This is a genomic window from Tunicatimonas pelagia (assembly GCF_030506325.1).
GTDB classification, from domain to species: domain Bacteria; phylum Bacteroidota; class Bacteroidia; order Cytophagales; family Cyclobacteriaceae; genus Tunicatimonas; species Tunicatimonas pelagia.
In genome coordinates this window covers 68,510-89,440 of the sequence record NZ_CP120684.1, presented here as the reverse complement: position 1 = coordinate 89,440, position 20,931 = coordinate 68,510, and the positions used below count along the sequence as shown (strand labels likewise).

The window sequence follows — 20,931 nt, the reverse complement described above, 5'->3', positions numbered from 1 at the left end:
ATGATGAATACCCATGACTGATATTAATACCATATCGAAGCTCACGGAGGAGGAATTATTGTATACGCTGGAACAAATCGTTCGTCAGTTGACCTACCGAAAGACCACGCAGGATAGTGCGTTAACCCAGGTAGATAATCTTTTTGAGCTGCTTGAGAAAAAGAATATCAAAACCAAAGATATTCTTCAGCACTGGTACGGGAATAAACGCTACGATGGATGGTATCGGATACGGAAGGAGTTAAAAAAACTAAGTGTGGAGCGGATTGCTATTCTAGCCCAGGTATTGGCTGTGACACCGGCGTATCTTTTTCAACTAATCTTAGATAGCTATCCCACCACGGAGGACGGCTATGATTTTTCAGCTTATCGGCCGCAGGTTCAGCGAAGTATGGAAAAAAATGTTGGTGATAGCAATAGTTAATGTGTGCTGGTAGGAGTCCTTTTTTACTACATCGCATACCTGAAGGTGGCGGCCGCTAAATCGGTCAATAGTTACTCCATAGAGTAGAGCCTTTCACAAGCCAATCTCAGCCTGATTGCTTTTGACTGGGGACTGGCTAGCTCGTTGTTTTAATATGCCCTGGTATCGATTAACATCTTCACTCGATAGCTGAGGGTAGTTTTTTTTTAAGCTATCCCTCGAAGTCTCCACTGCTGACTCAGTTTGTACCTGTTGATTGGGATTAGTGCGAAGATGGCTTACGCCTAGGGAATGAAGCTGTCGCTGATATGTTTTATATTGTTTCTCAGTCACAGGCTTCCATTGGGTCTTTTCTAGATCAATAGTAATATCATCCTTGAGCTGCTTGAATTCTAAGTTATGGGTAACATATCGGTTCTTTTTCGAGTCGGTACCGACGTATAGTTTCGTGAATTCGCCACTGATTTCGCCCTTAAACTTTTCAAACGAGGTAATTTGTACGGAGGCTTCCTTTCCCTTGTTTTGGTACTCATTTACCAGGTTTGTTACTTGATTCTGCTTCAGTACTTTCTGATCCTCACTGATCTTATCTACTAAGCGTTGATAGGTAGCAGGGAGTGGAACGGATGATCGGGTAGGGGGGGAGAGCTGTTCAGTGGATGAAAAAGCACGATCTAACCGTTTGTCTCGGGATGTGATGAACTGTTGTAACCCTTTTGGGTAGTCGACCGATTGATGGATTTTTTCTATCGTCTGTAATTGATTGTTTACTGATTCAAGATTCGACTTACTCAACTCGTAGTGGTCATTTTTTCCAACCACGAGTTCACGGTAATAATCTGGTTGCGTGGTGATGCTGACTTTTTTGGTAATGTGATCCGCAACTTTGTTCAAAGCCACTTCGTGATTCTCTCCTGCCTTGCGCTCCCGATAATACCCTTCCGTTAGTTCGTGAGGTTGTAGTTTGTGATAGTTCATGTTCTCTATACGCCCTTTCTTTTCGTGAAGCTCCCTCGTATCAAGTCCCGAGTAAGACGGCTTTAGGGTAGGATCTTGCTGTAAGTCTTTAAGCAGTGCCTGTATTTTTTCCGGAGCAACATAAGTACGCTCCCGCCACATGCGCTGGTAGGCCGATTCAATTACCTTCTCACGCTTTGAACGCTGGTCCTTTATTGGCAGTTGGTCAGGGTTATTCTCTGCCAACGCTGAGTAAACCTGTTCAATACGCTTAATATTGTGTGATGCAAAATTTCCATCTGGCATCTTGAATTCATTTCGTTCGTGGTAGGATAGGTGATATTGACGACCAGCCTCAGAAAGATTCGAGGTTTTTTGTACATACTGCTCATTCGCCTTTTTTTCATGATCCATAGCCTTTAAGTAATCCTGTTGCATAATGCGGTGCCCCTGACGAAGGGCTTGCGTCATAACTGGCTGAACCGGATTACTTATTTCATCAGTATGGAGGGCGAGTGGCTTAGTTAATTCCCGGTGAAGGGTTTGCTGAATTACCAGGGATTCTTTGGTTGGCTCCGAGAACCGGTTTCGGTTTCTTAAGTAGAGCTCAGTTTCATACGCTGCCTTTAATACCGGATGATTACTCTTACCAATGGATTGATATTGATTACTTGACTGCTGTTCATAAATCGATGAATGAGAAGGTAACTGCTTTCGAACCTGCTCATACTGCGTACTCGAGATGGCTGACCAAGATGTTTTCTCTGCATTTAGGTGCAATTCCTTGGTAGCATAATGCTGTCCCTGCACATCAGTAGCAATGAAGAGGGAAACCGGCTTATCGTCAGAAGTGCCCGAGCGTTGTTGAATAGTAGCAACTTTATTCATAAGACATAACAGTTATCAGGGTAATCATATTGGGGTGAGCGATGGTAACATTAAGACAATTATAAAACAATTATAAAAATATTTATTGTTGTTAGGAAATTATACACTATAAATTTATGTTTGTGATAACAGAAAAAGAGTACTTAGCAGATATGAAAAATTGGTCTAATGGATTAATGGTCAATATTTTTCGACTTACTACCGCATATATCCAAAAAAGAGGAAAAAATTTATATTGCTTTAAGGTTATCTATACGCTAACGCACATAAGTATCAACTGGCTAGTACCAGGATCGAGCGAAGGCTGCGGAACAAAGGGGTGAGTAGAGTTTCCGTGCGGCTGATAGACAGTGAGCTACTGACCAGTAGCTGTAGTCAGTAACAGTAAGTTTTAGGGTTGAAGTAGTTGAACGAATAACCCTCTTTGACTGAGAGAGGGTTATTTTTCCGGTACTCCGCCTACGATGTTTCCCTAGCTAATTTTCCAATTCACTCATAGACGTATCATCAACATGAAAAATTACTCATTGTCTTCGATTACCCTGCTAGGCTTCTACGCTGTTCTTTGTTGTGTTTTTGGCTGTGAAAGCGATCATGAAGATATTATTCAGCCGATTACCTCAGCAGTAACAGAACAGCTACCTACTGACAAAACACGCTCTCAGAATATTGCTGCGCGCACCGATGAAGAGTGCAGCGGCCGAGACTGCTACCAGCCTCCTGAGCCTAGATGTCAGGTTCGGTATTTACGTGGAAAGCCTCGGAAAAATACGGATCTACGTGATTTCAGTGTGTACATTCAAATCGGGAATCGCGGCCTGTTGACGGGAATACCCTGGTACACAAGGGTAGAACAAATCGGTAACCGCTACGAGATCTCTTATACTGACCTCACCTATACAAATACGCACGTCCGGGCGACCTTATCCGATGCTGGACACATTCTGGAGGCTCGAGTTACGATCTATCCCAGCAAAAAACGTGGTTCTTCTCAACAGGCATTAGGATTCCGAGCACCAGCAACGTATACCTTTAGTTGCCCGGTTTCCGGACAGCAGCGAAGCGATCTAATTGGCCATGTTTCTGCCCGAAACTCAATTCGGGAAGCGGCCAAGAAAAACACCAGCGACTATATCGTTATCAGTTTCAACTCTTCTCTTAACTTTTTCTCTATTTTTTGATCCTTCCTCAGAAAAAGCACCAAATCGTCCAGTTGAAGACTTACCGGATCATGCACAAACTTTGACGGAACTAGTGAAAGCAATCTCCCCATTAGCTGATTTTTTAGCGGTCTCCACCATAGTCATTGGAATCTGTGCACTACTTTTCCGGAGTGCTACCACTGGTGCATCAAATCGTAGGGGATATGTTTATATTGTGATGGGAATATTCGTATGGCTAATGGGCTTCGTGATGCGTTCTCTGTTGGGTTTTTAGGAAAAGTTACTCGCTATGAAAAGTAAGAACAACGGTTTTCGGGCAGCTGAGACTCTAACGGAGCTTTTACAAGCACCGTGGGTGATTATCTACGATGAGCTAAACCCTCAGAAGATCCGCAAGGAAGGTATTGGCAAAGAACTAAAACAAGCAGCGGTTCAACAATTGTTGAAAAAGCATTCTTATCAGCAGGCTGAACGGCGCGTAGAGCAACGATTAATATACCTGATTAGAAATCAATTAATTTGGATTAAAAGTCAAGCATAAGAAAATTGAGTATTGATCCTGCCTACCTTCATGTAATCGCTAGTGATTCTGCTGCATTTGAGTGGACATCAAGTTAAGCCTGAATCCTTAACTTAGCTGACATGAATACGAAAAAGTGCTTAGTAGTCGATGATATGCCTAGTCTGGTTAATCTGATAAAAGCCTATATAGAAAATCACCCTCAGCTGGAGGTCATCCTAGCAACAGTTAAGTCTGAAGAAGCGGTGAATTTTATTGAGCAGTATCCCGACAAGATTGATCTGATTTTCACGGATTTGGATATGCCGGGCTACTCGGGCTTAGATATTCTACAGAGAATAGAAGGCTCATCAATCAAAGCGTTCCTAATTACCGGATCAACTATCACTGAAGACGATATTACGTCTTCAGCTCTTATCCAACTAATATACAAGCCAATCTCACCTACGGCTTTTAACAAGGCGATAGACAATTATCTTACCTCTCATCCTAACTAGCTGTAGGTTACCTGCCTACCAGGCAAGGGCAATATTATTACAACGACAACCTGAAGCTCTCTGCACTTCCCACGAATGCTACGTTGTGATCCACCCATATACTACAAATAGCTCAATATTATTACATAATCTACTTATTATAAGTATATAATACTTGAAAAAAGAAAACAATTTGTTACTATTGCTCCTTTTACTTTCAAAAGTGCAATAAAGTAAACTATGCGTGTTCAGCCGATCATTTATCTCCCCAGAATTATCACTGAGTGCCCAGTACCCATGTACGGTGGTCAGATACCCGCAGGATTTCCTTCTCCAGCTGCGGATCATCAGGAACAGCCGATCGATCTAAACCGGGAATTGATCCCACATCCTGACAGCACATTTTTAGTCCGTGCGTCCGGCCATAGCATGACCGGGGCAGGGATCTTTGATGGGGATTTGCTCGTCGTCGATCGTAGTCTCACTGCTAAGGACGGGTACATTATCATTGCTTCAGTGTATGGCGAGCTAACTGTTAAGCGGTTAAGCATTCGAACGGAGCGAGGAAATAAGCAGTATGTGCTTTGCGCCGAACATCCGGATTATCCTGAAATATATATGCCTTTAGAAGATAGTGTCATCTGGGGAGTTGTTCGGCATACGGTACGCGACCTTCTAAACAGTAAATAGTATGATCGGTTTGCTAGATTCCAACAACTTTTACGTTTCCTGCGAGCGGGTCTTCAATCCGAAGCTTGAGCGACAACCAGTGGTTGTACTCTCTAATGGAGATGGCTGCGTAGTGGCTAGAAGTAATGAAGCTAAAGCCCTCGGAATTCCGATGGGGGTGCCGGTATTTCAAATTAAGCACTTGTTGAGGCATGAAAAAGTGAAAGTGTTTTCTTCAAATTATGCGCTTTATGGTGACCTTTCGGCTCGAATTACTAATGTCGTCCGACAGGATATTGCCGATGTGGAGGTTTACTCTATCGATGAACAGTTCCTAGATTTTTCCACAACCCGGCACCCTCAGTCGGCCGATCAGTTAGGGGTTAATATTCGGAAAAAGGTCAAACAGTGTACGGGCGTTCCTACGAGCCTAGGCATTGCCAAAACTAAAACATTAGCAAAAGTAGCTAACCACATTGCTAAAAAAAGCTTGGTGCACGAAGGGGTATACGTATTGGACCGAGAGCAGATCATTGAGGAATTTCTTTCCCTTACGCCGGTAGCAGACCTTTGGGGGATCGGACGCCGGTATGCCAAGAAGCTTAGCTCCTTTGGCATTCATACGGCGTTAGATCTCTATGATTGTAAAGAGGCTTTCGTAAAGAAGCATATGACCATTGTAGGCCTCCGATTATGGTACGAGCTGCACGGGGTATCCTGCTTGCCCCTGGAGATGGTCAGCAAACCCAAGAAAAACATTTGTACCAGTCGTACCTTCGGGAAGGCGCAGATGAACCTATCAGCGATCAAAGAAGCGGTAGCCAACCATGCTTCCTCATGTGCAGAAAAACTCCGAGGGGAAGGGAGTGTAGCCAATTACATTCAAGTATTTTTAGCCACCAGTAGGCATCGGCCAGGTGAGCAGTACAGTAATAGTTTCACTTGGACACTACCGGTGGCCAGCAGTGATAGCCGTGAACTTGTCCACTATGCTTCCCAGGCGCTGGATCGGATTTTCCGGAAGGGGTACCAGTACAGCAAGTGCGGGGTAATCGTCAGTGGGCTAGTCCCGAGGGATGCCCGCCAGCTAGGACTGTTTAGTGATGGCAATTCATCAGGTTATCATGATATTTCTCAACCTATTCGTAGTGGCCAGTCTGGCCAGGTCCAACGGGATTCATTGCAAGAGGACGTCAGACTTATGGAGGTAGTCGATATGATCAATCATCGGTACGGACGAGGAAAGATACAACTTGGGGCGTCAATGACAACCGTAGAGACGAGGGGGTGGCAGATGCAACAGAATCGTTTGTCACCTCGCTATACAACCTGTTTTAGCGAAATTCCTATTGCCAAGTGCTCGTGATAACTGTGGGTAAAGGAAGTACTGACAATGAGTTTCAGTATCGTAGAAAGAAGGTTCCGTATCAGAAAATAGAAGGTGGATCGCCACCCGAAAGAAATTAAATCTAAAAATGTATAATTTAACCATTCATGGCACAGAAACCATCTATAGAATGGACTGAGACTACCTGGAATCCTATTACGGGATGCACCAAATCAGTCCGGGTTGTCAAAATTGCTACGCCGAGCGCATCTCGGAACGGTTTAGGGATATTGAGGGTCATTCTTTTGAGTAGCTACGTATACATAGCTTAAAACAACCACTTGAATTTCCACCAAGGTGCTTTTTCCTTCTTGGATATTGACTCACTATCTTGCCCTGCTTTTGAGGTATAATAATCCTTTTTCCGAGTTCTATTGTTGGCTCTCCCAGCTTCAATTTCATCATCACTCCATTTAGTTGACCAACGAACTTCATTTTCAGTGACCCAATAGTGAGATTGGCACGGAAAACTCCAATTACCAATCGACGGATAAAGTGACACTGATTTACCGTTGAACGTCAATTTCCAATCTGTAGGTGATAGTGGGGTTACCGTTTTATTCCCACACCCGCAGGCACACTTATGTAGAACTGTCTTGAATCGAGTTGATATATACAATACTTCATCGTCTAACTCTTTTGGGATATATTCTACAAACCTATGTTCTAGTTTCATCGTTCAGGATTCTGTTGGCATTGATACGATAGAACATATTGTGCTCATCCGTTAAATCGTGATAAAAACCAAGTAATTTTTTCCACTTCATCACGGCAAAACCGGCGTTTAAGAGATTAAGCTCGGCAATCTGAATATTTTTATCATATTCGTTATCAGGATTTTCCGTATAAGAAATATAACGACTATCCCACAAATGATCGCTTTTTGCGTCCGAACTAGTCGTATTTCTTATCAGACCCGTTAGCGCGCCATTCTTAATTTCTACCCCGATACCTGAATCAACGAATGGTATTTTTTGTGACTGAAGAAATTTTACGATTTTTTTCTTGATTTCACCCTTATCAATATTGATGAAGACAAACGTTAATTGCTGAAGCTTATCAAGTTCTGTTTCAGTTAAATAATCTCCGTGAGTGATGATGTTTTTGTGCATCCTAGAATAGATCGATTGAAAGTATACCACCTTTTTCTCAGGAATCATCAAATCATCCATCGAAGCGGCTCCAGGAGATCGGAAAGCATTATTATTATAGTACCAGTCTCCATCAAACAAATGAATCTCAGCAACAGGTGTTTTGGTCACAAGATCGAGAATGTAGGACCCGGTACCCCCAACTCCAATGATGCCAATTTTTTGACCGTGGAATTTTTTTGTCAGCTCAATTAGCTCAGGCTTGTTAGAGTTGGTATCGGCGTAATTGAATACCGAATCCTCATTGGTTAAATCCATTTTTTTACCTCGCTCAGTAACCTTATCATCAATGGCTTTAGCCGGAGCAGAAAGCATATTGATATACGTCATCATCTTATGATAGTAATCCGTATATCCGTTTGGTTTCGGTTTACTTGAAAAGTATATATTAACCTGAAAGCCATCAGCAATAACCTGCTTATTGGTATTATTGATGATATTGAGGGGCTGACCATTTAGTTTGCAAGGAGTGTCTCCCGCAAAGTAAGCTGTATGTTCTGGATGTGGCTGGGTTCTAAGACCAGCTAATTGAAGCCTAGAAACTAGGGTGCCATACTTAATTTTTTTGGAAGAAGTCAAGTAGGGCACCCGGTGGATAAATAAAAAATTGTTTCTAATATCCATCACTAAGCCGTGATCCAAAAGCTTTTGAAGGTCCGCGCTATGATTTATCAGTTGCTGTGACATCGAATTGTGTTCCTTCTTTAATTTTTACTTCTTGACCTTCTGCAAGTGTTCCTTCCTTATTACCCTGCGCTTCAGCATAAACTACCTGATACTCAACATTGCTGTAAGGGGGCTTTGGAAAAGCAAGTTGCACTACTTCATTAAATGAAATCGTTTTGCTTTTCCATTCCTCGGGAGTACCGTTCACATAAATGGTAATTTCTTGTTTAAGGCGATAGGAATAGAACTTTTGCCCATTCCTGATACTTACTTTGTGATTAGGGTCGTTTCGATAGCCAATCTCGCGATCTTCAATCATTTGATTCAAGAAATAGCTTTCCGAGTTTTTACCGACCTTCTCCAATAGTTTTCTAGGAGTAGAAAAGCATTCTTCAATTTCTACAGGCTGATCATCTATCGATATGGTCAATTTTTTGTATGGCTTAGCTAAAAAACCTTCAACCCCTGCTTCTCTTAGATCAATCTGTTCATTGAGTTGCACTGGCTCAAACCCCTTTTCATTAAGTTTTATTAGCAGTTCGTAATCTGTCGGGGGTTCAAGCCCACCCCTTTTCAAGACCTCTTCACCAGATATTTTGTAGTGAGTGGTCTCAAACTTTTCTTGGTTCAGTCTAAAATGAAATGTTTCCATTTTTGTGGTTTTTTAAGATTCAACAATTATTAATAGGATATTAAATTTGCTGTGGTTTTCTTCCCTAAGACTATTTCTGCGCTCAGACAACAGTGAGATATTCACCTTAGAGGATATAATCGTTTACTGCATTTCTTTAAATTTTGAGTAATTTGAGCCATTATATTCTCTTAAATGATGTTCACTTAAATAATGATCGAAGCGTGACATCATGAAATGTCACACAATTGCGATTATTCAAATAGATGCAACCAAACCCACTCGAGCAAAGGCAACAGGAGTTTCCTATGAGGAATCTGTTTGCTGAAATGGCTCTTCGAGGAAAAGATGAGAAGAGGTCAACCAGGGCATTTAATCAGTTCTATAAACTGTTCAAAAACTATGTCTATACCGTATGTAAGGATTTTTTTACGGGCAGAGGTATTCAAGATGATGAACACTTAAAAAGCTTCTTCCATAACGTATTTGTAACCATTCATGAAAAATCTGATTCGCTAGAGATAGCGGACTCCGTTCCTGATGCCGAAGTAAGGTTTGTGATTTGTGCTATTATTGGAAAATTCATCCGGTATGAAGGCCTCCAATACCTACGCGAACTCAGTCCGGATAAATCGGTAGATATAGCATTTATTGATGCCTACCAGGAAGATATAAAAGCGGAAGAATTCACTATGGCCGAATCGATCCCGCTAATGAAACTCAACCAAGCTTTAGATACACTCAGTGAGGAACAGCGATTAATCCTACTGGAGTGTTTCCGCTACCATGATGAGAATAGCAACACTCCTTCTAAAGTGCTCAATGAACTTGAAATGTATTTTGGTAAGAATAGAGCCGCTTTACGAAAAATTAAATCAAGAGCGTTGAAACACGTTAAGGAAATTATTCTCCGTTCTTAGAGCACAAAAACACCTAACACTTGACAGCATGAACGAATTTGAAAAAAAGCTAGCCAAATCATTGGCCGAAAATGGATACTTAATTCCTGAAAACGTCAGAGAGGTTAAACAATATTTAAAAAATCGAGAATTAGAAGATGTGCCTCCTGAAATTGAGTTGGACTCAGCATCCGAGAAAAAAAGAGAATCTTACAAAGTTAAAAAGAAGGATAGCCCTGACTCTAAACTTGTTGTTATGACCAGCTCTTCCTCAGATGATTTGGCTTCTTTGAGTAAGCAGCAAATCTATTTCAGAAGAGTCGTATTAGCTGGGGAAATTGTTAAAAAGCTTTATTCTGAGAATACGTTCGGTCATGTGAAATTCCAGAAATTAATGTATTTGTCAGAAAAAATATGTCAATATAACCTTAGTATACGATACTCGAAACAGGCAGCAGGCCCGATGGATACTAGATTTATCCACTCTATTGATCGCGAGTTTAAAAAGCAAAATTGGTTTGATGTTAAGCAAGAAGGTCCGTATAAGAAATATGTATATACTCCTCTTCCTGGATTAAGTAAACAAGGACGGTACTACGAAAAATATTATGCTGAGTACGACGAAAAGATCCGGTGGCTTCTAGAGACATTCCGCTCATCTAAAACCGACCAAGTTGAATTGATTGCTACAATTTTTGCTGGCTGGGAGGAATTATTAAATGAACATGCAACCATTAGTGATGATGCTATTATTGAAAAAGTATACCGATGGTCGAAGGAAAAGAAGAAGTTCTCTCGGGACAGAATTATAGAAGGAATCAGATGGATGGAGGAAAATAACCTTTATCCAAACTGATTCCTTTGGATATGTTTCGCATGATTTGAGTGGATTGAAGGAAAAAGGTATCAGCAAAGTACAGTTGTAATTGTTCATTTAAAAGTGAAACAACCCTACCTCTGAGCCCTTCACCATCGTGTAGCCCATCTGACTAGCCGTAGCTAACTGCTGGGCGTAGCGAGCCTTTGCCTGCACTACTTGATCGTCTACCATATTGTCCCCCTTCACTTCAATCATCAGGTAACTGCTGTCTTCTTTTTGCACCAAAAAGTCTGGGTAGTATGAGCGCACAGTGGACGACTCAGGATCTACGTAGTGAATCCTAAAATCTGACTGGCCGTGGGTAAGCATACCCGTAAACCACACGTTGCGTACCTGCTGCTCGGAGAGAAGCCGCCAGAATAGATCATTTTCAGGACGGGAATCAAAACAGTAATGATCTAGGTGGAAAGATTTTGATGACCACGGTTGGGCTTCTTCTTGCTGCTGGCTTACCAGTAAGTCTGGATTCGCTCTCATTCTAAAGTACCCCGACGCTGGCTCATTTACGAGGGCTACTTCGTGCTCTTCGGGATGGTCAAACTCCATGATTTCAAAGTATGCATCAAATAGGCGAGGGATAACCCAATCATGAAGTAGTTCGTTATGTTCGTTGACTGCTTCTACTAAAGCTTCTATGCCAGGGGTAGAGGCTAGCACCGCTTGCTCAACTTCTAAACACTTCATATTGAGATAGCGGGCTACTTCGGCCACCAGTGAATACGATGAATAGTTTCGCCTCTTTTTAATATGGGTTACATCCTCTTGGGGCCCTAATCGCTGCGTAATGTTGGCTAAGTCCCGTTCCGAGCGAGTAATTCGGTACTGCTCTAGGGGGGCATCCCCCAGCCGGAAGTCCACGGATGCTGATGAAGGACGGCGCCGACGGTCATAGCGCTTTTCTAAGCGTTTCAGTTTGATTTTTACGGGGGGCGGAACCACGCGCACATCTACTTCTACTTTATTATCAGGCTGTCCTGCCGAAGTCAAATCAGCTAGGCTCATCCGGAAGTTGTCTTCTAGTTCCTTTTCTAGGATCGCCCGGGCATCCTGGGAAAGAAAAACCCTTGCCTGCTCCTGGTAATCCCCGATCGCCCGAAGGCAGCGCATGGTGGCTTGTAAGACAAAGACCTTACTTTTGGGAGTGCGGTGCAACGCAACACTAAATAAAGAGCGGCAATTCCAACCCTCCTTCCCTTTGTTAACCAGCAGGATAAACTGCTTATCTGACTGCGGGGTATCTAGGTTACGGAATTCCCGCAGATCGTCGTTGGTTGTAATCGATGAATCACCCACATTGATCAGCATACGATTGGTATCGATGTTTCTCTCAATCAAGGCCGCCTCGACCGCTGGGCGAAGCTCCTGCTGAAGTTCTTGCACCGTGGAAGCAAAGAAAGCCATCTTGGGTAGCATGCCCTCGTAGCGGTTTTCGCCGTATCGCTGCCAAAACTGCCCAACCGATTCGCCCACAAAGGCTTCCGTTTGTTCTTTGATGTTACTGTACCCCTCTAGGGTCACTTTCTTTAGGTAACCCGCGTCAATGGCGGGTTTTAACCCGAATGCGTAGACTACTTCCGGCAGCAGGCGCTTGCCCACGTAAGGGGTTCCCGTGAAGTTATAACAGCCCACCAGTTGGCTGCCCGATTCTTTTAAGTGCTCCGAAAGCTCGTTGATTGTAAGCCGCAGTGATGTGGCCGGCAATCCCTTACCGGATTTAGTGATACCCAGGTCTTTGGCTAAAGAATTTCCAAAGACATGATGGGCCTCATCTACGTACACTCCCAACCCAGTAAGGCGGGTGAGTTTGGCAAACCGTTGGTTGGTAATCAATTCCTGCTCGCTGTCAATAGCAAAGTTATACAGATCGTCAAAGTCCTTGTTGAGGGATTTGGCCTGATAAATTGCCGGGGAGTCTTTGAATAATTGCTCTGACGCGGTAGGGACACTTTTTTTCTTCAGAATGATTTTTTGCGTATTGGAAATAATGATGTTAAACCGGGAATTTTCAATGGCATTTAGGGAAATACCCGTGTCATCTAAGAAGTGAAACTTCAGGTAGGTATCAAGCTTTTGCGCGTAGGGGGGAGGAACAACCAGGCTTTTATCAAAGGTTTGAATTTCCTTCAGCGACTGGAGTACCGTTTTATCCGGGGCGAATACTAGCGCATTGTGACAATAACGCTCATCTTTGGGATACTTGTTAGAGAGTAGAAACTCGTAAAAGATGCAGGTAGCCATGAGCACGGTTTTTCCCAGTCCCATCGTGAGGGCAAAAATATAGTTGGGGTAGGTCTGCTGAAGCACTTTGATCTGGGCGTACACCTGCTCAAAAATTTCTGGGCTATCCGAATCAAACTCCTGCGTTCCAAACATCGTTGTTTGGCCTTTTTCGCTTACCCCGGTAGTAGAGCGGCCTTCAAAGCGGCCGCGCCGGTGGTACCAGTCGGCAAACACCTCGTAGAGTGGCTGATTATTCAGAAACTCTTTCAAAAACACATACATTTCCAACGCCTCAAACTGCGGGGTACGCAGGTAGGCCGTCATATTTTTGCCGCTGGGATCGTTGAAACGTAAGAATTTCCGGGTGAGTGTATCGTAGGCAGCGTAGATTGCTTTGCGCTCCTGCTCGTGGAAAATTCTCAAATAGGCATAGAAGGGAAACTCTACTTGGGCGTTGCTCTTTTTTTTCTTAGCCATTGAGTTCCTGTTCTAGTGATTCGGATAGCAGATCGGTAATTTTAACCCGGATGGTGCCGGCACTCTCGGGCACGGGATAGGTTCCTTTGACCAGCTCATCTTTGCCCGGTATGTCTACAATAGAGGGCTCGAACACCCCGCCGTCGTAGTTAAAATCCACCATGACGGATTCGGTCAGCTCTCGCCAATCTTCAACGTTCTCTTTCATTAGCGAGAGCTTTTGAAGCAAATTCATGGGGTAGAAGGCGCGGATCGTCAGTTGACCATCTTCTACGGTTATATCAGCCTCGGCATCCCGCTTGAACTCTAGGTTGGCTTTGTCACGCAAAATATCGACTACCTCGATGTCTAGCTTAAAGCCCACTTCTTTTTGAAGGTAGGCGGCCAGGTCCGGTTCGTGGCCCATACAAACCAGCAATAGGTGCTCTACTGCGCTACCGGGGCTTTGCTGTTCTTGCTTTTCCAATTTCCGGTAATTAAGTCCGGAAATAAGCGGATTCAGGTCCGCCCGCGTAGCAATCCGGTCAAAGGGCATGATCTTCACCATACGCCCGTCTTTCTCACCGTCGTAAATAGTATTACCCGGTAATGGCTGGATTTCTAAGGCTTGAATCAGGAGTTCTTTAGCCTCCAGCGGATTGCGGAACACATCGTAGTGATTGACATTATGCACCGAAAAACCCGTATAGAAGGTTGCGGGAGTATCTTCTTTGCCTTCGGTAGATAAATTGAGTTCTGGCGGTTTTTGCCGGATTTCCTGGGCTACATGAATCAAACGTTTCGTCGTCGTTTGAATGGCCCCCATGTTAATATCAGCCCCAATAAATCGACGGCCTAGCTTCATCGCTACCGCCTGCGTGGTACCCGAACCCATAAAGCAATCAAAAACTAGATCACCAGGGCTTGAACAAGTTCTAAGTACTCTATCAAGCAGTGCTTCTGGTTTTTGTGTTGGATAATCTAATCTTTCATTTGACGTTGGACTTACCCTGTTTAAGTCGTTCCACAACTCTGTAACTGGTGTTCCTTTGGCATCCTTAAGGTACCTTTTTCTATGAAGAGTTTTTCCAGTAGAGGATAATACGATTTCACCTTTATCGTATAATTCTTTCATTCTTTGTTGAGAGTAGCGAAAGAAATTCTTTACTCCTAAAAACTCATAATATGGATTTCCTTTTGCCGCACCACCAGGTCCGTCGACAGGCATGAGGCGATATCTCTCACCAGTTTCTTCTTCCACGTACTTATAGTCCCTGCTGATAATCTTATCAGAATATGGCTTGTATTGTGGATTAAACTCAAAGTCGGATGATTTTGCGTATATGTAAATTGAATCTAGTACTCGTCCGAAGTGCTTAGCCCCCTGTCCAGTATCGCCATGAGCATGGGACCTTTGCCAAACCAATGAGTTTATAAAGCTATTGGTGCCAAATATTTCATCTAAAATGCACCTTAGGTAATGACCCCGACTTGAATCGCAGTGAAAAAATATCACCCCATTGCTAGAAAGTAATTCTTTCAATAAGATGAGACGCTCGTAGATAAATTGAAGATAATCATCATTGCTCCATATATCCGTATATTGTTTCTCTTCAAACGCCCCTAAATCATTCGAAATACTACTTCCCCTAGATTTAATGACTTTCTTATAATCTGCCTTACTATCAAAAGGTGGATCAATGTAGATGAGGTCTACTTTTCCCCTAAACTCTTTCAATAGGTGGCTCATCACCTGAAGATTATCCCCCCAGTAAATACGGTTTATCCAGCCATCCACCTCTTCTCCGTGGCTTTCTTTATGCTGGGCGGGGTAATACTGGGTAGAAGTAAACGGACGTTTACCCTTCCAGCGGAGCATTGGATAGCCTTTGATCGGCTCAAACTCATAGGCCTCTACGGTAGCTAGTTTCTTAGCAGCTTGAACATTTAAGGAAGTTTGTTCGCTCATAGGGCTGAATTACGAATACTGTTTGGGATTGCAATGATAACGCATATCACAGCTTCCGCAAAGTTTTTCGCTCTTGGTAATATGTTTCATGGAGTAATCCTGGTGCTCTATCCGGCGTACCACCTCATCAAACGTAGTGATTGTTTGGTCAATCGTATCCTTCTGCTTGGCAAAGCTCACGTAGGGATTACCGCTCTCTTCTTTAGGATAGTACAAATGCATTCGGCTCACCCGATGGCCCGTGCGCTCTTCTACCAGGTGGGCGTAGATTTCTAGTTGCCTGCGGTACTGGTTCAATTGCTTACGGGTCAGCTCGTCGGTGGCATTCACATCCGGTTTATCACCCGATTTAAAATCTACAATTTCTACCGTATCATTTTCCCCCCGAATCAGATCAATTGCCCCCTTCAGGATATAGTTTTCTTTCACTAGCGAAACGTCCACTTCCGCTTCCACAATTTGGTCCCACCGGTGGGCGTTGCGGTCGCGGTAATTGAGTACTTGCCGTAGTAAAGCGATCTGCTGCCCTTGGTGTAAGTAGGTACGCTGCTGTTTTACCAAAAGCTGGTAGTTAGTGTTGTACCAGGAGGTAATCTTCTCATCCGTCAAGCTAGCTACTTCTCCCCGCAGTACCGCCTTGTGAATATCCTCAATGGTTTGGTGAAGCAATGTTCCCCCAAGTACTCCCCCGGTACGTACCTCAGTAAACTCTAGCTCTTTGTAGAACTTATACTGCAAAGGGCAATTCTCGTAGAGCAAAATGTGCGAAGTAAACGAGTACTCGTGCTTCAGATGAATCGGCTTAACCGAAGCTAGTTCAATTTGAGAAGGGTCAAAGCGCTCATCCCGCCAGGAGGGAAGTTTATCGTACTGAGGAAAGAAATACTTGGATGGGGCTCGAAAGGAGCCATTCTGATTGAATTGTTCGTGGGCTGTTAGCAGCAGAAGGTTTTGAGGCCGGGAGAAGGCCGTGTAGTAGAGCCGCCAAAAGTCAAACAGTTTGGTAGCGTCCAGTGGCTCAAAGGGCGGCTTATGGTAGTAGTGGTTTTGCAGTAGGGCATCCAGCGAAGTGTGCTGCTTTCGCGGGTACGAACCGAGCGAATCTACCACAACAACCGGAAACTCCAGGCCTTTAGACTGGTGGATTGTCATAAACGAAACACAACCCGAGGGGGCATACTCATCAAAGTCTTCGTATTCTTCAATACCCCCATCAATGATGAACCGAAGATAGCGGTTAAATAAGTTTTGCAGAATGGCTTCTAGGTTCTCAGGGGTGAAAACCGTTACATTATGCAGGTATTCAAATTTGTAGAGTAGTTTGGTCAATAGGGCAATATTGTACGATGCCCTTAGCTGGGTTTTATTGGCCGATAGCTCGGTAGAGAGCAACTCGCTGAACATCGGATACTCCAGTAGCTGATAGAGAAGGGCAGCAAAGGCGTAAGAAGTTTTTCCAGTCAGGGTTAGGTGCGCCCGGGCCCGCTGCTGCGCCCATGTTAGTAAGGCTTGGTGTTTTTCGGGATCAGCCCGGATTGCTTCGGCAAAACGTTGTTTACACTGCTGATAGTACTTCCAAACGTCCAATTGGGCTTCGTTTGACCACTTGAGCTGCTCAAAGAGGTTGGGAAAGATAAATACCAGCGCCCCCAATAGAAGCTGTATTTCATCACGCTCAAAAAAGAGCTTAGATCGGGGGGAAAAAACCGGAATACCCCGCTCCTCCAGGTAGTGGGAGAGGGAGATTACCTGCGGATGGCGAACCGAGCGGAACAGAAAAGCCAGTTGGTTAAAGTCCGTCAGCGTACCTTGCTGCTGTAAAGTTCGGATGAACTGATAGACCTCCTCAAAATAGTCTTCCTCGCTACTACGACTGGATAGTTTTAAAACCGTTGGCACCTTAGGAAAGGTATCATTTCGGGGAACAATCTGTTTAGGGTAGCGAAATGATTGGCTCCCTCGTTGCCAGTTAATTTGTTGCATCCACTCATTATAAAAGCGGATAATATCCGGGTGGGAGCGGTAATTAGTAGAAAGCGTTACCTGCTGGCAGGTGCCTTTTGGAAAGTTCTGTTTAAACTCCAAGATATTGCGAATGCTCGCCCCTCGAAAACGGTAGAGTCCCTGATCATCATCACCCACCACACACAGGTTTTGGGAAGCTGCCGAAAGCAGTAGTAAAATATTCTCCTGGATCGTATTGGTATCCTGGTACTCATCTACCATAAAGTAGCGCAGCCGCTCTTGAAGCTCAGAAAGCACCTTCGGTTGGTCTTCCAGTAAGCGCAGAATTTCAACTTGAATGAAAGAGAAGTCTAAGGCATTTTCTTCTTCTAGCTGCTGGCAGTAGCGCTGGTAGAATTGCGCTAAGATTCGCACCTCGAGATCCTCAGCCTGAAGTAAGCTCTCCACGGCCAAACACTCCTCACTAATCTTATTGATGAGCTGAATTACTTCCGCCGATTTGTACCAAGAAGAGCGTTGGTGCCCGCCCAGTAACTGATCCGCGCCCTCGATAGTCAAAAACTCATTGATGCGTTGGTAGACAAAGTAATGCTGGTCAAAAGCGTCCAGTAACCGATAACTGCGCTTCAACCGGGTATGCTCCCGATAGTCTTCTAGGATTCGTAAGAAGATGCTATGTAGGGTCCCGATGTACATCTCATTAAGATTGATCCGAACGTTAAGATCCCAAAGACGGCTGGAAACCCGTGTGATAAGTTCCTTGGCCGCTTTCTCAGTGAAAGTGGCTACGAGCATTTGTTCGGGGGTTACCCCCCGTGAAAGTAAGTGCACGATGCGCTCTACTAAGGTCTTGGTTTTGCCTGCCCCAGGACCTGCGATGATGAGTAGGGGGCCATCCGTATGGCTGATGGCTTTTTTCTTGGCCTGATCAACTTCCAGTTGGGTAATATCGTAGGGGAAGTGGGACATCTACCGAAAATTGCCAAAAAAGTATCAAAGAAAAAAATGAAAATATTGCTGAGACGAGAAGATGATTATAGGTTGATTATAATAGAACAGTCTCTAGCTGAACAATGTCATTTGTTCAGTTGAAGTAAAGAGACCTTTTAATTTAACGCTTAATCCTGCGGAGTTTGTCACCGTATGAAAGTTTTCGTAAGGGGAGGATTCTTGTTTGGCGATAAGTGTCTGAATTCCTTCGTACTGTGGTAAATACTGATTTTGTTCGAAGGGCTGAACGACAATGACGTGCTTACCCTGTTTCTTGGCAAAATTGACGGTATGCATAGTACCGGACTTAGCTCCGAGCTCGACAGGTATAACCAGCTCCGATAAAGCTGTCTGAAGCCGATTGCGTTCTACGAAGCTTTTCTTTCCTCGATTAATTTCTGGTGGCAGCTCGCTAATCAAGGCTCCTCCTTTCTCAAGAATTTCTACTGCCAAGGGAAAGTTTGACTTCGGATACACTGTATCAAGTGAGTTGGGCAGAATAGCTATGGTGTATACATCCTTATCTAAGGCCGCCCGGTGGGCTATTGTATCAATTCCCAGCGCCAATCCGCTTAAGATACCTAGACCGCTCTCCTGAACAACATCCACAATCTTACGCGTCATTTTATCAGCAAACTTAGAGGCCTGGCGAGTACCGACAATGGCCGCCATTCTTTGGTTAGACTTGTAGTTTCCTTTCACAAAAAGTAAGGGTGGTGGTTGTTTAATACCCTTCAACTGGTTGGGGTAATGATCTTCGTCCATATACGAAATGATATTTACTCGGTGATACCGTAGTTTGGCCAGCGCAATAGTGGTTTGTTGTAATGCTTTATCAATGTCGCTTGCTCTTTTATGATGGTCAGACGATTGTTGACTTTTTCCATTTCTCGAGGAGGGACTTTGTTGTAAGAATGCTTGGTAAAAATCGGTGAGGGTACTAGGGGAATGATCATTCACTGCCTGGTAGATGGCATTGATGTTATAATTGGTCAAATAACATAGGAACAACAACCCTTCTTTGGACGTAAATGAGTAATCAATCATGCGAGTAGGGGGCCAATAGCTTGACGGATATCGGTAGTAGCACCTTGATTAAAGATACCATTATTTCCAATTTCTTCATAATCACCAGTTCGGGCATACTCAAACTGACCGAATACATTCCCTTGAATCTGATAAGAGTATCGATAGTATTCCCTCCCGTATTTTCCCATGGTAACAAATATGATTTTTTCCGCTCCTGCTTCCGTTAGTAGAATACGAGTGGTCTCACAACTGGTTCCATATGTGGTAAAGTCATCAATGATGCATACCGTTTTTCCATTTACTTTAGCTTTTGCTTTCGGATTGACGATGATCGTTTCTAATTGGTTGTCGCAGCCAATTGCCACCCGAGTATCCTTCTTTTGCCGATGGCGGGGCAACGTGTCTGATTTCCTCAGTAAGATAGGTTGCTTAAAGCGGGACCCATAGTTGATACGGAAAAGCTCCTTAAACTGCTCTAGAATAGGATTGGGGCCAGTTGACGAAGAAGGGTATACTCCCCAAGCATCAACTCCGCGAAAGATATCAATGGTCTGTTCCGACTGCATACTCATCAATGCATAGACCATGAAAGTATTGTGATAGTCTTCAGCCCCTTCCTTCAAGCATTCACGAAAGGCTTCGTTAAGTTTCACTACATCGCTGCCTCTCCCGAAAGTATTTGCATTGGTAAGTGTATATAACGTAGCCTGTTCGTCTATCTCGATTTGATAATACCAGGGATCCGTAATCTGAAGAAAGTACCGGAAAAACTCCTCCACTTTTTCCGGCGAGCTAATTTTAATGCCGTAACCCGGAGAATGTATGCGACTATCAGTAGGAGCATAGGCAGCAGTTAGAAGCAGGACTCTACCGTTAAATGCAGTAACCATGTCAGCATCGTTAGCTCCTAAAATGAAAATATCTCGTTCTGATAAGTTAGGAAACTGCTTAAGTAAAGCATCAATTACTTTACCAGATCCTCTTACCTTACCAGGAAGTTGTACGGGGTTATATGTATCAGGAACATCTTTGAGTTTCTCGTTACTTCGAGATAAGACAATCACAAGGTTGTCCGGATTCTGGCTTTGAAAGAATTTAAGCGCTTGTTCCAGACCATCGTACCAACGATCCGTGCGAGGATCTATCAGCGCATCTGGAGACGTGATCAATACATGGGCCATTCGTGCTTACTAGGATTGAGCGTGATGGGTTAAAGTAGCGAGATTATGTAAAATTTACAACCGTTAGACCGATCGTAAAGCTAGCCTTCTAACGGGGTCCCATCTTCCGAGCATAGGGTATCTACTGGTACCCCTAAAGCCACAGCTAGCTTCCAGGCTACGTATAAACTGGGAGCATTTGTTCCGGCTTCTAAAGCCTGGATATATCGCTCGTCGGTATCCGCTTTAGCAGCTAGAACCGTTTGCGTTAGCTTCTGTACTTTTCGAAATTTTCGAAGGTTAGTAGCAAATACCCGTTTGAACTGTTCTTTTTCCACCTAACAAAGACCCACAAAAATTCTCAGACAAAACCCGCAGAGTACAGCGTGTTTTTTTTACTGTCTTAGCGTTATTCGTCGCGTAAGAGCTCG

Annotated in this window: 18 protein-coding genes and 1 pseudogene; 9 read left to right on the top strand and 10 right to left on the bottom strand. The window is 43.8% G+C overall.

Annotated elements, in window-relative coordinates; translation table 11 throughout:
• Positions 1-13 precede the first annotated feature (13 nt).
• A complete protein-coding gene (locus tag P0M28_RS30835; RefSeq protein ID WP_302211049.1) occupies positions 14-424 on the top strand; it encodes a hypothetical protein in 411 nt (136 codons plus the stop codon).
• 93 nt (positions 425-517) lie between these two features.
• Here the strand turns inward: P0M28_RS30835 and P0M28_RS30830 are convergent, their stop codons facing one another.
• Positions 518-2,269, bottom strand: a complete 1,752-nt coding sequence (locus tag P0M28_RS30830) for a hypothetical protein (RefSeq protein ID WP_302211048.1) — start codon at positions 2,267-2,269, stop codon at positions 518-520.
• A 512-nt stretch (positions 2,270-2,781) separates the two neighbouring features.
• Between P0M28_RS30830 and P0M28_RS30825 the strand changes: the two genes are divergently transcribed.
• The 6 genes and pseudogenes from P0M28_RS30825 to P0M28_RS30800 all read left to right on the top strand — a co-directional run.
• Positions 2,782-3,450: a hypothetical protein gene (locus P0M28_RS30825; RefSeq protein WP_302211047.1), complete on the top strand. Its 669-nt coding sequence runs from the start codon at positions 2,782-2,784 to the stop codon at positions 3,448-3,450.
• A 271-nt stretch (positions 3,451-3,721) separates the two neighbouring features.
• Entirely contained in the window at positions 3,722-3,973 is a 252-nt protein-coding gene (locus tag P0M28_RS30820) for a hypothetical protein (protein ID WP_302211045.1), read from the top strand.
• A gap of 101 nt (positions 3,974-4,074) precedes the next feature.
• Entirely contained in the window at positions 4,075-4,449 is a 375-nt protein-coding gene (locus P0M28_RS30815; RefSeq protein WP_302211043.1) for a response regulator, read from the top strand.
• 219 nt (positions 4,450-4,668) lie between these two features.
• Positions 4,669-5,118, top strand: coding sequence for a LexA family protein (locus P0M28_RS30810; protein WP_302211042.1), 450 nt, complete (start codon positions 4,669-4,671; stop codon positions 5,116-5,118).
• Position 5,119: 1 nt separating this feature from the next.
• Positions 5,120-6,463, top strand: coding sequence for a Y-family DNA polymerase (locus P0M28_RS30805; RefSeq protein ID WP_302211040.1), 1,344 nt, complete (start codon positions 5,120-5,122; stop codon positions 6,461-6,463).
• A 128-nt stretch (positions 6,464-6,591) separates the two neighbouring features.
• A pseudogene (locus P0M28_RS30800) lies at positions 6,592-6,707 on the top strand (DUF5131 family protein); the annotation flags it as partial.
• 45 nt (positions 6,708-6,752) lie between these two features.
• On the opposite strand, the gene P0M28_RS30795 reads toward P0M28_RS30800, so the two are convergent.
• Genes P0M28_RS30795 through P0M28_RS30785 form a run of 3 tightly spaced genes read right to left on the bottom strand, consistent with a single transcriptional unit; the run spans position 6,753 to position 8,953 of the window.
• Complete coding sequence (locus P0M28_RS30795; protein WP_302211039.1) at positions 6,753-7,160, bottom strand: ubiquitination-like system serine protease family protein; 408 nt, start codon at positions 7,158-7,160, stop codon at positions 6,753-6,755.
• Positions 7,144-8,322, bottom strand: coding sequence for a ThiF family adenylyltransferase (locus tag P0M28_RS30790; protein ID WP_302211038.1), 1,179 nt, complete (start codon positions 8,320-8,322; stop codon positions 7,144-7,146). Before P0M28_RS30790 ends, P0M28_RS30795 begins: the two co-directional genes overlap by 17 nt.
• Complete coding sequence (locus P0M28_RS30785; RefSeq protein WP_302211036.1) at positions 8,297-8,953, bottom strand: multiubiquitin domain-containing protein; 657 nt, start codon at positions 8,951-8,953, stop codon at positions 8,297-8,299. Before P0M28_RS30785 ends, P0M28_RS30790 begins: the two co-directional genes overlap by 26 nt.
• Positions 8,954-9,240: 287 nt before the next feature.
• Between P0M28_RS30785 and P0M28_RS30780 the strand changes: the two genes are divergently transcribed.
• Both P0M28_RS30780 and P0M28_RS30775 read left to right on the top strand, forming a co-directional pair.
• Positions 9,241-9,852, top strand: coding sequence for a sigma-70 RNA polymerase sigma factor region 4 domain-containing protein (locus P0M28_RS30780; protein ID WP_302211035.1), 612 nt, complete (start codon positions 9,241-9,243; stop codon positions 9,850-9,852).
• 28 nt (positions 9,853-9,880) lie between these two features.
• The gene (locus tag P0M28_RS30775; protein WP_302211033.1) at positions 9,881-10,687 is read left to right on the top strand and encodes a hypothetical protein; all 807 of its coding nucleotides are present in this window, start codon (positions 9,881-9,883) and stop codon (positions 10,685-10,687) included.
• A 78-nt stretch (positions 10,688-10,765) separates the two neighbouring features.
• Here P0M28_RS30775 and P0M28_RS30770 read toward each other — a convergent pair whose 3' ends face one another.
• The 6 genes from P0M28_RS30770 to P0M28_RS30745 all read right to left on the bottom strand — a co-directional run bounded on the left by P0M28_RS30770 (position 10,766) and on the right by P0M28_RS30745 (position 20,838).
• Entirely contained in the window at positions 10,766-13,408 is a 2,643-nt protein-coding gene (locus P0M28_RS30770) for a DEAD/DEAH box helicase (protein ID WP_302211032.1), read from the bottom strand.
• Positions 13,401-15,356 (bottom strand): site-specific DNA-methyltransferase, encoded by a 1,956-nt coding sequence (locus tag P0M28_RS30765; RefSeq protein WP_302211031.1) that lies wholly within the window; start codon positions 15,354-15,356, stop codon positions 13,401-13,403. The genes P0M28_RS30770 and P0M28_RS30765 overlap by 8 nt, the downstream gene beginning before the upstream one ends.
• Before the next feature lie 9 nt (positions 15,357-15,365).
• Positions 15,366-18,290 (bottom strand): ATP-dependent helicase, encoded by a 2,925-nt coding sequence (locus P0M28_RS30760; protein WP_302211030.1) that lies wholly within the window; start codon positions 18,288-18,290, stop codon positions 15,366-15,368.
• Between the two features lie 93 nt (positions 18,291-18,383).
• Positions 18,384-19,358 carry a DNA-processing protein DprA gene (locus P0M28_RS30755; RefSeq protein ID WP_302211029.1) on the bottom strand — a complete coding sequence of 325 codons (975 nt, stop codon included), beginning with the start codon at positions 19,356-19,358 and terminating at the stop codon, positions 18,384-18,386.
• Positions 19,355-20,521 (bottom strand): phosphoribosyltransferase, encoded by a 1,167-nt coding sequence (locus tag P0M28_RS30750; RefSeq protein ID WP_302211028.1) that lies wholly within the window; start codon positions 20,519-20,521, stop codon positions 19,355-19,357. The genes P0M28_RS30755 and P0M28_RS30750 overlap by 4 nt, the downstream gene beginning before the upstream one ends.
• Positions 20,522-20,601: 80 nt before the next feature.
• Positions 20,602-20,838: a helix-turn-helix domain-containing protein gene (locus tag P0M28_RS30745; protein WP_302211027.1), complete on the bottom strand. Its 237-nt coding sequence runs from the start codon at positions 20,836-20,838 to the stop codon at positions 20,602-20,604.
• Positions 20,839-20,931: the final 93 nt, after the last annotated feature.